The organism is Fontibacter flavus, assembly GCF_042432905.1.
Lineage (GTDB): Bacteria > Bacteroidota > Bacteroidia > Cytophagales > Cyclobacteriaceae > Fontibacter > Fontibacter flavus.
The window spans coordinates 15791-32045 of sequence record NZ_JBHLWI010000028.1 but is presented as its reverse complement, the minus strand read 5'-3'; the positions used below and the strand labels follow the sequence as shown (position 1 = coordinate 32045).

At 40.8% G+C, this 16255-nt stretch carries 12 protein-coding genes; 3 read left to right on the top strand and 9 right to left on the bottom strand.

The genetic code is table 11. From position 1 onward, the window contains the following. Positions 1 to 125: 125 nt before the first annotated feature. The 5 genes from ACFFIP_RS09845 to ACFFIP_RS09825 form a co-directional block, all read right to left on the bottom strand. Positions 126 to 785: a phosphatidylserine decarboxylase family protein gene (locus ACFFIP_RS09845; RefSeq protein WP_382387446.1), complete on the bottom strand. Its 660-nt coding sequence runs from the start codon at positions 783 to 785 to the stop codon at positions 126 to 128. 73 nt (positions 786 to 858) lie between these two features. Further along, positions 859 to 2136 (bottom strand): Glu/Leu/Phe/Val family dehydrogenase, encoded by a 1278-nt coding sequence (locus tag ACFFIP_RS09840; RefSeq protein WP_382387445.1) that lies wholly within the window; start codon positions 2134 to 2136, stop codon positions 859 to 861. Positions 2137 to 2209: 73 nt separating this feature from the next. Further along, positions 2210 to 3067: a phosphatidate cytidylyltransferase gene (locus ACFFIP_RS09835; RefSeq protein ID WP_382387444.1), complete on the bottom strand. Its 858-nt coding sequence runs from the start codon at positions 3065 to 3067 to the stop codon at positions 2210 to 2212. Continuing rightward, entirely contained in the window at positions 3051 to 3257 is a 207-nt protein-coding gene (locus ACFFIP_RS09830; RefSeq protein WP_382387443.1) for a putative signal transducing protein, read from the bottom strand. The genes ACFFIP_RS09835 and ACFFIP_RS09830 overlap by 17 nt, the downstream gene beginning before the upstream one ends. Further along, a complete protein-coding gene (locus ACFFIP_RS09825) occupies positions 3232 to 4191 on the bottom strand; it encodes a CPBP family intramembrane glutamic endopeptidase (protein WP_382387442.1) in 960 nt (319 codons plus the stop codon). Before ACFFIP_RS09825 ends, ACFFIP_RS09830 begins: the two co-directional genes overlap by 26 nt. A 37-nt stretch (positions 4192 to 4228) precedes the next feature. On the opposite strand from ACFFIP_RS09825, the gene dusB reads away from it, so the two are divergent. Together dusB and ACFFIP_RS09815 are read left to right on the top strand one after the other, a co-directional pair. Continuing rightward, on the top strand, positions 4229 to 5218 hold the full coding sequence (dusB, locus tag ACFFIP_RS09820) for a tRNA dihydrouridine synthase DusB (RefSeq protein ID WP_382387441.1): 990 nt from the start codon (positions 4229 to 4231) through the stop codon (positions 5216 to 5218). Positions 5219 to 5278: 60 nt separating this feature from the next. Further along, the gene (locus tag ACFFIP_RS09815; protein ID WP_382387440.1) at positions 5279 to 6178 is read left to right on the top strand and encodes a DMT family transporter; all 900 of its coding nucleotides are present in this window, start codon (positions 5279 to 5281) and stop codon (positions 6176 to 6178) included. Position 6179: 1 nt separating this feature from the next. On the opposite strand, the gene ACFFIP_RS09810 is transcribed toward ACFFIP_RS09815, so the two are convergent. Further along, entirely contained in the window at positions 6180 to 10514 is a 4335-nt protein-coding gene (locus tag ACFFIP_RS09810) for a DUF748 domain-containing protein (protein WP_382387439.1), read from the bottom strand. Between the two features lie 901 nt (positions 10515 to 11415). Further along, positions 11416 to 12459: an RluA family pseudouridine synthase gene (locus ACFFIP_RS09805; RefSeq protein WP_382387438.1), complete on the bottom strand. Its 1044-nt coding sequence runs from the start codon at positions 12457 to 12459 to the stop codon at positions 11416 to 11418. A 60-nt stretch (positions 12460 to 12519) separates the two neighbouring features. On the opposite strand from ACFFIP_RS09805, the gene ACFFIP_RS09800 reads away from it, so the two are divergent. Continuing rightward, the gene (locus tag ACFFIP_RS09800) at positions 12520 to 13434 is read left to right on the top strand and encodes a 1-aminocyclopropane-1-carboxylate deaminase/D-cysteine desulfhydrase (RefSeq protein WP_382387437.1); all 915 of its coding nucleotides are present in this window, start codon (positions 12520 to 12522) and stop codon (positions 13432 to 13434) included. On the opposite strand, the gene ACFFIP_RS09795 is transcribed toward ACFFIP_RS09800, so the two are convergent. Then, positions 13429 to 14067, bottom strand: a complete 639-nt coding sequence (locus ACFFIP_RS09795) for an AlbA family DNA-binding domain-containing protein (protein ID WP_382387436.1) — start codon at positions 14065 to 14067, stop codon at positions 13429 to 13431. The two genes, ACFFIP_RS09800 and ACFFIP_RS09795, sit on opposite strands and share 6 nt — an antisense overlap. A 136-nt stretch (positions 14068 to 14203) precedes the next feature. After that, a complete protein-coding gene (gene uvrB, locus ACFFIP_RS09790) occupies positions 14204 to 16246 on the bottom strand; it encodes an excinuclease ABC subunit UvrB (protein ID WP_382387435.1) in 2043 nt (680 codons plus the stop codon). Between the last annotated feature and the right edge of the window lie 9 nt (positions 16247 to 16255).

Below are 16255 nucleotides of genomic sequence, written 5' to 3'. Positions count from 1 at the left end.
TGGTTTGAAATTATCAAGCTTCCAAACAGTTATCCTTCATAAATAACTACCAAAAACAAAAAAACCTACAAGGCGGTGACCAACTACCAACTTGTAGGATTAAAGTAAATTTTACAGGAAATTGCTTATTTCAACCGGGCAATAGGCGTCCTTCCTCCTTTGGTTTTCTCGTCCATGCTCACTAAAATTTCAGCATCCAAAGGAAGAAAAATATCTACTCTTGAACCAAATTTGATAAAGCCAAATTCACCGGCCTGAGCCAACGGTGTACCTTCCTCCACATACCATTTGATCCTTCTGGCCAGTGCCCCAGCAATCTGTCTGACCAATAACTTGGTACCATTGGGGTGACGGACAACCATAGTGGTACGCTCATTCTCAAAACTTGACTTGGGATGCCAGGCCACCAAATATTTACCGGGGTGATATTTGAAATATTCTACCACTCCCCTGATCGGCGAGCGGTTCACATGCACATTAAATGGGGACATAAAGATGGAAACCTGCTTTCTTTTCTCCTTTAGGTATTCATCTTCTACTGTCTCCTCTATTACCACCACTTTGCCGTCTGCTGGTGCAAATACCAACTTGTCTTCGTTTGGAAGCTGGAAGATCGGGTTTCTAAAAAACTGTAATACGATCAGATAGAGAATAATACTGATCAAAAGAATTACATTGAGCACCATATTCTGCTCGGGCATTAATTTGGAAAGACCAAAATTTAAAGCTGCTAAAATGATCAACAGCCAAAACAATAAACTTTTTCCTTCTTTATGTATGGTCATCGGTTAGAAATTTAAAAGGGTGTGGAAGTTTCCTTCCACACCCCAAATATAGTAAACTTTCTTTTTTTACAATTTAGAAGCCACCTCTGAAGGTATATGTTTTGGCAACCTTATCGATAGCAACAATATAAGCAGCAATTCTCATTGGCACATCATATTTTACCGAAGCTTCATAGACATGGTCAAAAGCGTCCTTCATGATCCTGTCAGATCTTCTGTTGACCCTTTCAGCAGTCCATTTGTAACCAAGTCTATTTTGTACCCATTCAAAGTAAGAAACAGTCACCCCGCCTGCATTCGCCAAAATATCAGGAACGGCCATAATGCCTTTTTCATTGATAATGGCATCTGCTTTGGCTGAAGTTGGGCCATTTGCACCTTCTACAATCAGTTTCGCTTTGATTTTCTCCACGTTTTTAATCGTGATCACATCTTCCACAGCAGCAGGAACCAACACGTCTACTTCCAATTCCAACAGCTCCATAGGATCTGTCAGCTTTTCAGCGCCTTTAAATCCTTCCAATGTTCCGTTATTGCTGTCTCTATATTCTATTGCTTCCACGATATTGATGCCGTTTTCATTATGATAAGCACCGGAAATATCTGAAATCGCAACGATTTTCAAACCTCTTTCTTCCAATAAACGTGCAGCCCAAGAGCCTACGTTTCCAAATCCCTGTACAGCACAGGTCGCCTGAAAAGGATTGATTTTCAATTTTTGCATGGCTCCAAGTGCAGAAACCATTACCCCACGGCCTGTGGCTTCTGTTCTTCCAAGAGAACCTCCCAATACCAGTGGTTTACCGGTAACCACAGCATTCACTGTCATGCCGTGTGCCTTGGAATATTCGTCCATCAACCAGGCCATTTCTCTTGGTCCTGTACCCATGTCAGGTGCAGGAATATCTTTATCAGGTCCAAACACATCCAACATAGCAAGGGTATAAGCCCTCATCAAACGTTCGATCTCACCTTTGGACATCTCCCTTGGATTACAACGAACACCGCCTTTACCACCACCATATGGAATGTCAACTACAGCACATTTCCAGGTCATCCAAGCTGCAAGTGCTTTTACTTCATCCAAGTGAACATCAGGCGCAAAACGGATCCCTCCTTTTGCCGGGCCTAATATGTTGGAGTGAATGACACGGATCCCTTCAAAAACATGGATTTTTCCATTGTCCATTGTAATGGGAAGGGACACAATTACTTGTTTGGCTGGATTTTTCAGCACGTTGTAGACCTCATCTGAAAGGCCAAGTTTTTCGGCTGCGATGTTAAATCTCTCCATCATTGACTCCAAAGGATTTTCTTTGTCCTTAATGGGAGCCGGTTCAATGTAAGCCATATTGGGTTTATTTAGTTGAATAATTCAATTATGATACAATATTAATGAGTTTTTTAATATCCCACAGGGGATTTTAAAAGATTTTCAAAAATGCTGCGATGAACGGTGCAGATAATAATAATCCATCAAAACGGTCCATAAATCCGCCATGCCCCGGAAGGGATTTTCCTGAATCTTTTATCTCAATACTTCGCTTAAACAAGGACTCTATCAAGTCACCGTAAGTCCCTGCAATAATAATGATTGTTGCTATGCCTAACCACCTCCACTCAGGTAAGGAATTGAAGTTTTTGGCCAGTACATAAGCCACAAAAAAGGCTAGTGCTGCACCACCCAAAAATCCTTCCCAGGACTTTTTGGGAGACACCCTTTCAAACAGTTTTGTTTTCCCAAATTTTGTACCTGCAAAATAGGCCCCAGAATCACTTGCCCACAAGATAAACAAGGAACCCACAATGACCTCATAATGAAAGGACCCATCTACAGAAAACGCCGCCACATTCAACATTGAAAAAGGCACAGCCACATAAAAAATCCCCAAAAAGGTAAAGGCTACTCCGGTAAATGGCTTTTTATCTGATTTTCGATAAAGCTTGATGAAAAATACCAAGGCCGCTAATGGAAAGATCAGGAAATAATATTTATCAGCCATGTGACCCAATCCCACCAAAAAGGTCAGGGTAAAAATGGTTAGGCCAAGAAAGGTTCCAAAACTTTTCAAAGGCAACATACCGTCCAAGCCTGTCAGACGGTAAAACTCCATTTGGGAAAACCCCAAAATGAATCCAAATATTATAAAGTAGAGCCATGGACTGATAACAGATCCTGCGATAATAATGGCCGCGCCTATGACCGCGGTAATAATCCTTTGTGCAAGGTTGCTGTAATTGTTAATATTGATGCGGTCACGCATCCTAAAAGGAGATCTCATTCTTTACAATATTTATGGCCCTTAATACTTCTGCCGTAGGTACCATCACCTCATAATATCCATGAATCTGATAAACTGATTCTTTTTTGTTCAGGATCACGGACTGAATCCCATTATCTTCCAACACTCCCTTCACTATCTCAGCCCTGACGGGAGATCCGTCTTCATACACTTTCTGCCAGTTCTTCATCCTTATGCAAGCTTTTATTGATTCGTTTAAAAGCTTTGAAACTTATTATTAGTATCACCAGGCCAATCAATGCATAAGGCAAAGAAACCTGATCTGTATCTTCAATATCAAACGTAATCACTTCCTGCTTCGCAAGATAAATCAGAACAATTGTAAATGTGTTGTTCAAAATATGGGCAATAATTGGATAAAGCAAACTACCGGAGTACAAATACAGGTATCCGAAAATTGCACCAAGCAGCATACGTGGAAAAAATCCGTAAAACTGAATATGGATAGCCGAGAAAATAAAGGCCGTCAACCAAACAGCTACATGGCCATTTCCTGTATAGATCTGCAACTTAGGCTGCAAAACCCCACGGAACAGTAGTTCTTCCCCAATCCCAGCCAATAAGCCGATCACCACTACGCCAACCAGAAACTCAGTCAAGGAGTCAAAGTCTGTCAGAAATTTGGTCAGGACCATCCGTTGGTCCTCTGCTTCTTTCATATAATTTTCGATTGCAGACCAGCTTTCGGGCAACTCAATATTGGCATTCCAATCAATGATGAGACTGTTGAAAAGCAAAGACCCAAACATAATAATCAATAAAATCACCAGGCCAATGAACTTAAAACGAGCCATTTGTTGTTTCCATCCGATATCTGCTTTATCGACCAATTTGGCGATAATCCAGGAAGCCAGGATAAATGACATCCCCGAACCCAGACCTTGAATAAAATAAATCGCCATCCGGGCATTTGGATCATTGGAAGGGGAAGTAAACAAGGCTGCCATTTCATCCAAGGGTATTTTGAAGATGACAGGAATCAGGAATAATCCAATTCCCTGCATGACAATCATTACCCCAACGGTGATCAATAAGACAACAAGTAAGGAAAAAAACCAGCTTCTTTTGGAGGCTATCGGGGCTTGGGTTTTATATATCTGCATAATTGCGGTAAATTTACACGAAAATTAGAATTCAATAGTGGTTAAGATAGGAAACTTAGAATTGGGGGAGTTCCCTTTACTGCTCGCTCCAATGGAAGATGTGAGCGACCCTCCTTTCAGGGCAGTCTGCAAAGAAAACGGAGCAGACCTCATGTATACGGAATTTATCAGTTCAGAAGGACTAATCAGGGATGCTGCCAAAAGCTTACAAAAACTGGATATTTTCGAATATGAGAGACCAATTGGAATACAGATTTTTGGAAACGAAATCGAATCCATGAGGGAGGCAGCAGCCATCGCAGAGGCAGCAGGACCAGATATTTTGGACATCAACTATGGCTGTCCTGTCCATAAGGTCGCCTGCAAAGGAGCTGGGGCAGGAATCCTACTGGATATTGATAAAATGGTTTCCATGACCGCTGAAATTGTCAAAAGGGTCAATATCCCGGTAACTGTCAAAACACGCCTAGGCTGGTCCCATGATACCATCCGTATTGTAGAGGTTGCAGAAAGGCTACAGGATGTGGGCATTCAGGCCATCAGCATTCATGCCAGAACGAGACAACAGATGTATAAAGGCGAGGCGGACTGGTCTTACCTCAACTTGGTGAAAGATAACCCAAGACTGAAAATTCCTGTCTTTGGAAATGGGGATATAGACAGCCCCGAAAAAGCCAAAGAATACAAGGACAAATACAATGTAGACGGCATGATGATCGGCAGGGCTTCCATTGGGTATCCTTGGGTATTCAATGAAATCAAACATTTCCTCGAAACAGGTGAAAAATTAGCTGGTCCTGATCTGGAAGAAAGGATTCAGGTCACCAAAAAACACCTTGATTTTTCAGTCAAATGGAAAGGTGAAAAACAAGGCATCCTAGAAATGAGAAGGCATTATACCAATTATTTCAGAGGAATGCCCAACTTCAAACCTTTCCGCACCAAAATGGTTACTGCAGATACTTATGCAGAGGTTGCAGCCATCTTGGAAGAAGTAGGTGAAGTTTATGCCGATTATCAATTTTAATCAATACGAAAGGTCTTAACCTGAAGACAGCCGCCTACTTTTGCAAGAACAGCATTCAATATGACCAAAGATTTACAAGCAGAAAGCGCCCTGAAAGCATGGGGATTTCTGATGATTCTGGCCCTGATCTGGGGAAGTTCATTTATCCTGATCAAAAGGGGACTGGAAATCTTCTCACCGGGTGAAGTCGGCGCTTTTAGGATTGTGGCCGCAGGAATGGTCTTGTTACCACTATCCCTGCCAAGACTCAAACAGCTCAACAAAAGGCAGGTAAAAAATCTGATAACAGTAGGTCTTGTAGGCAGTTTCATCCCCGCTTTTTTATTTGCCAAAGCACAAACCCAGCTCAGTTCCTCATTGACTGGAGTATTCAATGCCATGACACCTCTATTTGTGGTCATCATAGGCGCTTTGTTTTTTAATGCCCGCATCACCAAGCGAAATGCCCTGGGACTGGTCATTGCTTTTATTGGAGTGGTTATTTTATTGACCGTCAAAGAAGGAACAGGATTTGGCTCTTTTACAGATATCAATGCCTATGCTTTCTATGTCTTATTAGCCTGCGCCTGTTATGGACTAAACCTGAATATTATCAAATACCGATTTGTCGAGCTCAAACCTGTAGCCATTACAGCCATTTCCTTGCTTATGGTTTTACCGGCAGCATTGGTTTATCTTTTCACTTTTACCCAGTTTTCTTTTAAACTCTTACATGTAGAAGGAGCACTTCAAGCGGCTGGATATATCAGTATATTGGGTATTGTGGGGACTGCACTTGCCCTGATTTTATTCAATGTGATGGTAAAGGTCGCCACCCCGGTCTTTGCCAGTTCAGTCACTTACCTCATCCCAATTGTCGCGATCATGTGGGGACTACTTGATGGGGAAATCCTGCTTTTTGGCCATTATATGGGCATCCTGGCGGTAATCTTTGGCGTCTGGGTGGGAAACAGGAGGTAAATCAATCTTCCTCCTCTTCTTTTTTTCTCTTGGGCACCTTTGGTTGTCCCAACCCAACGCTGCCTTTCAAACCACTGAAACTTGCCTTCCACCAATAATTGAAGATAAACCTTTCTTTATCCCTTGGAAAATAAATATTGGAGGCAATGGTTGTATTGAAGAATCCCCTCGGATTATGCGTCCTTACTGCAAACACATTGAGTACAAAAGTCAGTATCTTTTTCCTTCCACTTGCAATTTCAAGCGTTCTTTCATCCAATAAATCCATCTTCAGGTCATTGTACAGGAATTTCATAGAGCCAATGGCTTTCTCATTATCTGCTGTAAAGGACCAATCTGCTCCATTAACCCTTCCTGACCTCACCTTTACAAAAGCATTGGGAACCAGAATACTGTTCAAATGATCTAAATCAAAAGCATCTAATTGCGCTGAGATCTTCATCGGATAGGGTGGCTGAAAAGAAAGCCGCCCTTGAAGACTTATTGGCGCTTGCCCATTTATTTTAGCTGTCGCAAATAGAGAAGCCTCATTATGCAGCCCATCAAGCGCTACTTTTGAAAGCTGAAATGGGATCAAAGAAGCACTCAATTCTGTAAAAGAAAGTTGCCCTGGCACCATGCCGTTTTCAGGAAACTCATGGTAAAAGATAGAGGCATTTTCCACCAAAAAAGTGTCTACCTGGACATCAAATCCTGCTTTCCTCATCAAGGCCTGAGGCATTGGACGGAAAATCCCTTGCTCCCTTTTATATCGCTTGTCCCTGAAAAACTCTCCTTTTGCATCACGTACAAGAATTTTCGGAGCTTTGAGCATCTCATATTCGGTGAGAAGGTCCAAATCGGGATTTAGTATCAATACACTTGGCAAATGAACATTGATGACATCCGTCTGAACACCCACTTTTTTACCATACTGGTACCACCCATATCTTGGCTCAATGCTGACATCACTCAAAGCAATCTCCTGATTGGTTATGGAGACCATGCCAATGGAAACTTTATTGAGACTGTCTTTCAACAAGAGTGAAAAATCGGGAAAAGTCAATTTAAATTCCTTTTGCAGCAGGTCTTTGGTCTTGAAGTCCTGTAATTCATTGAGGTCAAGCTTTAGGTCTTCAAAAGCAAGGCTCAGCTTTTTCAGGATTTGAGGTTCTTTACTTCCATCCTTTTGAAAGAAAGCCAGATTCCCCTCGACTATTTCAAAATCGTCAATTTGAAGAGAGGAAAACAAGCCTTCTTTGATTTCCTTTTCTCCCCCATCCTTTGGATCACGTTTCACCTGATCAACAAACACTTCCATATCAGGTCTGAAAAGCCTGAGTTCTTTGATCCACAAATCCTTATTGCTTTGAATTTCTGCCAAAGATCGGATCTTGATCAGAATAGTTGGGATATGTCCCGAAAAAACAGGATTTCCGGGTTTCCCGGAAAGGTCCCTTGGAATAATCCTGAAATTATCAAGCAAAATTCCTTCGTATCGGGTATCCAGTTCCACCTTGGAAAAAGTCACCTGATGCACGCTGTCTTTTAAAGTCAACCAGAATTCATCTATCCCCAAAGCCATAGAGGTGAAAAACTCTACTATATTGCCTCTGCTGATGATAGCAGAGTCCAGCATAAAATCATAGAAAGAAAGGTCAACTCCAGTATTGATCAGTTCAGTTTGAACGCCCCCTTCCCTAAACCCAAGACTAAACAGTGCTTTTTCAGCTTCAATTGTGTCAATTTTGACAATATCAATGGTTTTGGGAAGGTTCCTTTCTCTACGTTGCCTTCTAGCGACGGGAGCATCCTGATCGTCCAGATCATTATTGATCAGTACATTGACATTGCTTCCTGAAAGTTTCACTTTCTCGAGACTCAGGGTATTTTCAAAAAGAAAAGATTCTAAATCCACTCCTCTGAAAGACATTTCAGGAATCGTCGCCCTTACTCTTGTTTTGTCTGTAAAAACATTTCGGGGAATTAACCTGACATTGGATGCTATTATTTCTTCCCTTGCGGTGTTGAAATTTATCCGGTCTGCCAGGACATTGTATTTACCATCCGCAATATTGAAAACATAATTATTCAGACGTAAATCCACTTCTTCTGAAAACAAGAATTTGAGTTCATCAGGATTCGTTTGTTCATTGATATGGAAGTTTTTGACCGCAATGGAAACATTATCCTCTGAAAAAGTCCTGATTCTTTCCCTGATATAATTCTCATAATTCAAAGTTCCTCTTTGCAGTACCAGTGATTTGACCTTAACTTCTTTAAAATAATTGGTCAATAACTGAAGGATTTCCTGTTGATCAACCTTCTCCTCCTCCAAATCCTCAACTACCGGCCTGTATCGGAATATCCCGATTTTGGGAGAGGGAACGAGAATCCTGTTTACATTCAGAACTTCATCAAAATAGGCAGACTTGATGTCCACTCCTTCTGCTGAAAAATGCGGGACAAAAATATCCAAGGTGGTACTTTTTCCATATCTATCCAAAGTACTTTGAATCTGGTTGGGATCAGCAGGCTTTAAAGCAAACCCGTCAATTTGAATCCTGGATAGCTTGGTATCCAGAAACACCCTGTCCGCTTTAAAAACATGTAGATTATCCGCAAGTTTCAAAGCGTAATCCTGTAATTCCAGCTGTAAATGATCAGCCCAAAAAAAGCTTTTCGCCTCAGAAATTTCCGTTTTTTCATCCAGGGCAAAGTTTTCCAGTACCATATTCACCTTACCAAAGGATAAACTGTCCTGCCGCACCCTGATCTTATTATCCACCACCAAAGAACCCTCCTTGATTTCAAATCTCTTGACGTAGATTCCTTCCAGATACTCTGAATAAAAAGCGCTGAGGTCAAACTCCTTTTCCGTTGATTTGGCTTGTATATCTTTAAGGATTATTTCAGGATTTTCGACCAAGATACCCTGAACATCTACAATCCCTTCATTATAGATCTTTTTCAGATTGGCATTGGTAATACTCAATTGCGGCACATCGATATCCAATAAGGTTATTCCTTTTATTGTATCCTGTTCTTCAACGGGAAACAGTTTAAAACCTTCAATCCTAATTTGATCTTCATAGGAAGAAAGGCGAACAAAATCTCCCTTGACCTGATGGATACTGTCACCAAGAATCAGGTCAACGTCATAGAGATCTACAGTAGCATGATCAGCATAAAAAAACCTGTTTTTCTTTTCAGATTCATTTGGGCCAACATAAAAATCCGACATGTTAAAATCAATTCTTTCCGTCTTGATCATATAGCTATCAGGACGCAATATGTTGCGCTGAGCAAAAACTCCCTGCTCAATTTCCAAGTCTTTGATTTGAATGGAAACCAAAATACCTTCAATCAAGTCATAAAAATCAAACGGCTTTACATCCTCCTGCTTCTTTTTTCTTTCTCCTACATATAGACTGAAAACGGGCTTATGCAGTGCCAATTTCCCCACTTCCACCTCCGTGGTATAAAAAACCTTATTGATATCCGCATCACTGAGTAAAAGATCTTCCAAACTCACTTCAAAATAGGTCTCAGAGTACCGATCGAAGTCCGGAGTTATTTTCGCATTTTTTGCCTGAATATATTGATCCAGCGAAGAAACACTGATTTTTTGAGCTTCAATGGTATGTACACTATCCGCCAGTAGAATTTCAAAATTGTCGATTTCAAAAGAAAAGCCTTCCGCATTGAAAGGTGTCTCTGGTATCCTTGATTGCAACAGTTGTACATTCTGGAGATAGAGCGCCGAATTTTCTGCCTTGATACTTCTTTGAGCGATAAAGTTCTTGATCAATAAATCCGCATTATCCACCTGAAGCTTTTTAATCCTAATCTCATTGAGCTTAGAGCCTAAAAATGATTTCCTGATCTCCTCTTGCAGTATTTCCAGGGGAGATTCCTCAAATTCCATTTCTTCAGTATCGTCTATCTTCAGACGGAAATCCACACTGGGTTTGGTCAGGGAAATATTCCCGAATACAAGTTCTTTTTTCCGGAAAAGGTAATTGATCCCTGTTATGCTCATTTCCGGCACATCCACATTGTAATAGGCTATGTTTTCCAATTCCTCAATCCTTTCATCCAAGGGATTAATTTTTAACCCTTTAAAGGAAATCCCTCTTTGAATAAACAGGATATGAAAATTCTGAAAGTCTATCTCATATTTCCCCTCAGAGGATTGTTTGACTTTTTCCTTCAGGTAATTCCGTAATAAAAAATCTGAACCAAAAAACAAGATCACCTGCAATAGCCCAAGCACCAGAAAGACAGACCATATAATCCTGAAAATCCTACTTCTGAAAAGCTTTGATACTTTGATATGTTTCTTGGGTGCTTTCATAAAATCAACTACACTAGTAAAAGTAATATAAAAGGACTGGAAAAAAGGAAAATGTCTATGCTGATTTACGTAAATCAAAAAAAGAGACAGTCTGTAACACGCCTTTCAGCTAGTCAAACTGCCTCAATGATAGTTTTCAACCCAAATGTAATTGCTGTAGGAGAAGGACTCGAACCTCCACGGGGCAGTTAGGCAACACTAGAGCTCTTGGTGCGCTTTATCCTTCCGATAGCTATCGGAATCCCCACCCCCGAGACAGGAGGGCTTGTCTGCCAATTTCAACATCCTACAGTGTCGCTTTGATTGCCTTTCTTTTAAAGACAGGTCAAAATTAATAAAAGAAGTTAATTGTTAAAATTTTACTAATGATTTTATTATTTTTTTACATTTTTTTTATTTCAAACAGATATTTAATACCAATTAAGCAATCCATGCTCTTGATAAACATCTTTGATTAAGGATTTTTCAATGTGATTTGAGAAATGATTTGACCTAAAAATCAAAAAAGCTGTGAAATACAATTTCACAGCTTTAGTCAATTAACAATAAACCCAAAATAACCTGATGTAGGAGAAGGCTTTGAACCTTCAGGGATTTTATTCCCTTATCCGATCGTATCCCTACATAATAAAAGGATGATTTTTACCCCTTTTTGCAATGCAAATTTAACTCGAAAAGACTAATTCTAAAAATTTGACAAATATCAAGCTGAATTTTTACACTATTTTTATTTTTTAAATCAAATAATGAAAAATCATTATACACGATCGATTGCGAAAGGTACAAAATTGAAAACTTGATAATAGATTTTTGGTTTCCTGCCTTGGTTTTGATCAATCAAAGGCCAAAAACAGGCTTAATTTTTAAGTATTTCAAGTAAAAACTATATTATTTGATAAAATTAGTCTTCAAATTTGACATAATTCTCCCATTTCTCAAGTACCGCAGCAAAGTCTTCCGGCAGTGGACTTTCGAAATACAATCTTTTCTTGGTCACTGGATGGACAAAGCCCAAAGACATGGCATGTAGGGCCTGTCTCGGCATCAGGTTAAAACAGTTTTGCACAAAAGTCTTGTACTTTGCAAACTGGGTACCTTTCCGGATTTTATCTCCCCCATACATGGCATCGTTGAACAGCGGATGCCCGAGAAACTTCATATGTGCGCGAATTTGGTGCGTTCTTCCTGTTTCCAAATTACATTGAATCAAAGACACATACCTTAACCTCTTCAGGACTTTCCAATGGGTAACGGCGTGCTTGCCTTGCGATCCATCAGGAAACGCATCCATTACTTTCCTGTCTTTTGCACTTCTGCCCACATGGGCCACAACCGTCCCTTCATCCTGTTCAGGCTCTCCCCATACAAGAGCCAGATAAGTCCTGTCTATGTGGTGGTGAAAAAACTGATTGGCCAGATCTGACATGGCCAACTCAGATTTGGAAATCACCAAAAGTCCAGAGGTATCCTTATCTATACGGTGAACCAGTCCTGGCCTTCCTGTATTTCCGGGCATGGTGGGAAGTTGGTTGAAATAATACACCAAGGCATTGACCAAAGTACCTGTCCAGTTTCCATGAGCCGGATGGACAACCATTCCCGCAGGTTTGTTCACAACCAATAAATGCTCATCCTCAAACAGAATATTTAAAGGAATCTTCTCCGGTACTACTTCAGTATCTCTTGGTGGTTTTTCCAAAAACACCTTGATCTCATCAAAAGGCTTTACCTTATAATTAGACTTGGTAGGTTTGCCATTGACCAGGACATTTCCGGCATCAATGGCATTCTGCACCTTATTTCTGGTGGCATTGGCCACTTTGTCTGTCAAAAACTTATCGATCCTAGTCAGTGTCTGACCCTTGTCTACTGTAAAACTATGATGTTCAAAGAGCTCAACCTCTTCTTCTTCGTCAAAATTTTCCGGTTCAAAATCCGTTATCATAGCACAAAAATAAGGGCATTTGATAAAGTTTTTGATATTTGTGTAAGAATAAGCTAAAACATGCTGATACCACAGGAAATCTCAACACAGGAATTGGATTATCCTTTATGGAAACAAAAAGGAATACAAGTATTCATCAGAAGGTTGGATCAGGTACACACCTTGGCTTCAGGCAATAAATTTTTCAAACTTAAATACAACCTGGAACAAGCCCGAAAAGAAGGAAAAAACACACTCTTGACCTTTGGAGGGGCGTATTCAAACCATATTTACGCTACGGCTGCTGCGGCAAAGGCATCAGGTTTTAACAGCATCGGCATCATCAGAGGAGAAGAAACACTCCCCTTGAATCCCACGCTGAATGCGGTACTGGTGCAGGGAATGGTGTTACATTATATCAGTAGAGAGGAATACAGGAGAAAAAAGAACCTGGACTTTTTGGATCAACTCAAATCATCATTTGGGGATTTTTACCTGGTTCCAGAAGGAGGAACCAATGAACTGGCTGTCCGGGGAACTTCCGAAATTCTCAATAAAACAGACTCAGGCTATACCCATTTCGCAACATCTATCGGGACAGGAGGTACCTTTGCAGGCCTTGCCAAATCAATTGGAGCCCAGCAGCAACTGCTTGGATTCTCTTCATTAAAAGGAGAATTTATCCATGGAGAAATTGCCAGCTTATTGGATCAATTCAATATCCTGCCAAAAGGCAGAATTGAAATTTTCGATACTTACCATTTTGGCGGATATGGCAAAGCCAATGATGACCTGATAGGTTTTATCCGATGGTTTTACCGTGAATTTGGCATCCCCTTAGATCCGGTATATACTTCAAAAATGATGTATGGCCTGATAGATCTGATCAATAAAGATTATTTCCTTGAAGGTTCAAAAATAATGGCCCTGCATACAGGAGGTTTGCAGGGAATCGCAGGATTCAATCAACGTTTTGGACTATCGCTACCTTTATGATTCCTTGGAAATGTAGTAATCCTCTTTTTCCTGTGGAACGATTTGGATAACATTGGCAAGTGCGAGCCTAACGAGCGTTTTGGAAGCCAAAAACTTGGGCAATTTCGCCAGTTGCTGAAATTCACGAAGGGTAAGTTTACCTTTTTCAGCCAAAGCCTTCATCAATACAGTTTCTTTCTCACCATAGGTAAACACCACATCCTTTGACTGCTTACTTCTTTTGAGGTATTCCCACATTTCTTTACTCGCCTGAATACTCCTATCCGCAACCCTTACATATGCCTTCCTTCGGTTTTCATCTGTCAGAAAATGTGGACGGGAGTCAGATTTTGGTATAGAGAAAACAGCCACTCCTTTTTTAGCGCTCAATTTGACTATTTCAACTTCATATGAAAGCATAGGCTTAATGTGCTCTTTGATGGCCTTCTCCATCACAAAGACCTCTTCTTCTATAAAGCGCTGCCCAGATACGGTCCCATCATCATCCACTCCAACCAACAAATAGCCCCCTTCGGTATTTGCCATGGCAATGATCTCCCTGACGATTTTCTCAGGAAAGGCAGCCTTTTTCTTGAATTCAAGCTTCAATCCCTCACCCTGCTGGGCCAACTTGTTTATTTCCTGAAGCGTCATGATGAAACCAATTATTGGAATTTGAAATTTGAACCTTGGAATTCTGACCTTTGACTTTGATAATCGCTAATTGGAATTTGAAGTTTGGATTTTGAATTTTGAAAATTGGTAATTGGTAATTGATAATTAGCAATTCCTAATTCCCCACCCCTCTCTTCAACTCCTCCAGTCTATTCTTCAGCCCTTGCCATTCATCCCTCAAGCGCGCAGCCTCCATAAAGTTGAGTTCTTTGGCAGCCTTTTCCATATTTTTCTGAGTTTGGACAATCAGTTTTTCCAATTTCTCTTTGCTGAGGTATTGGACTACCGGATCGGCTGCTACCAAAGCTTCTGCATCTATTCTTTCATCATAATTTTTGGCATTGCGCTTAGAATCAGCCACTTTGGTTTGTCCCAGGATCTTCTCTTTGGACTTCACCACAGTTTTTGGAACAATACCATTTTCCTCATTATAGGCCAATTGAAGACTTCGACGCCTTTTGGTTTCATCAATGGCCATTTTCATGGAATCAGTTACCTTATCGGCATACATGATTACTTTACCGTTTTCATTACGTGCTGCACGTCCTATGGTCTGCACCAAACTCCTCTCATTCCTCAAGAATCCCTCTTTGTCAGCATCCAAGATAGCCACAAGGGAAACTTCAGGAAGATCAAGCCCTTCTCTTAAAAGGTTTACTCCCACAAGCACATCAAAAACCCCCAATCTCAATTCTCTCAATATTTCCACCCTGTCAAGTGGTTTGACTTCTGAGTGGATGTAACGGCTTTTGACCCCGGCTCGTTCTAGGAATTTCTGCAGCTCCTCTGCCATTCTTTTGGTCAGTGTGGTCACCAATACCCTATCTCCTTGCTTGACCCTTTCATCGATTTCATCCAACAAATCATCAATCTGATTTGCACTTGGCCTGACATCTATAATAGGATCCAACAAACCTGTAGGCCTGATGATCTGCTCGACGACCACACCCTCTGCTTTATTGAGTTCATAGTCTGCCGGTGTAGCACTGACATAAATCACCTGGTTCATCAGCGTTTCAAACTCATCAAAGTTCAAAGGCCTATTGTCCATTGCTGAAGGCAATCTAAATCCAAAATCCACCAAATTCACCTTTCTTGCCCGGTCTCCTCCCCACATACCCCTGACCTGAGGTATCGTTACATGACTTTCATCTATGACCATCAGGTAATCATCAGGAAAATAATCCAACAAACAGAATGGCCTGGTCCCAGGCTGTCTTCTGTCAAAATACCTGGAATAATTTTCCACACCTGAACAATACCCTAATTCACGGATCATCTCTAAGTCAAATTCTGTCCTTTCCTTGAGTCTTTTTGCCTCAATCAGCCTCATGTCCTTTTCAAAAAAGGAAACTTGGGCCATCAGGTCGTCCTGAATTTCATGAATGGCCGTATCGATGACATCTCTTCCTGTTACAAATAGGTTGGCAGGAAATATGGATATCAATTTTTCATCTGAAATCTTCTTTCCGGTAGCAGGATCTATACGTTGTATAGCCTCGATTTCATCTCCCCAGAAATAAATCCTATAAGCAAAATCCGCATAGGCCACAAAAATGTCCACGGTATCTCCCTTTACCCTAAAAGTACCCCTTGTAAGTTCCTGATTGGTCCTACTGTATAAAACATCAACCAATTTAAAGAGCAACTGATTTCTTGGAATCCTATCACCTTCTTGAAGTCGGATCACATTTTTCCCAAATTCATCCGGATTACCAATACCATAGATACAGGATACCGATGCCACTACCAATACATCCCTTCTTCCTGACAATAAGGCTGAAGTCGCACTCAGTCTTAATTTTTCAATCTCATCGTTGATGGAAAGATCCTTTTCAATATAGGTGCCTGTTGTCGGAATAAATGCTTCCGGCTGGTAATAATCATAATAGGATATGAAATATTCCACGGCATTTTCTGGGAAAAACTGCTTGAACTCCCCATACAACTGTGCTGCTAGGGTCTTATTATGACTCAGGACCAAAGTAGGCTTTTGTACTTGCTGTATCACATTAGCCACAGTGAATGTTTTCCCGGAACCCGTCACCCCCAAAAGCACTTGAGCGGGTTCTCCTTCCCGGATACCTTCTGTCAATTGTCGGATGGCCTCTGGCTGATCTCCTGTTGGCTGAAATTCTGATACAAGTTTAAAGTCCATAGTATTTTA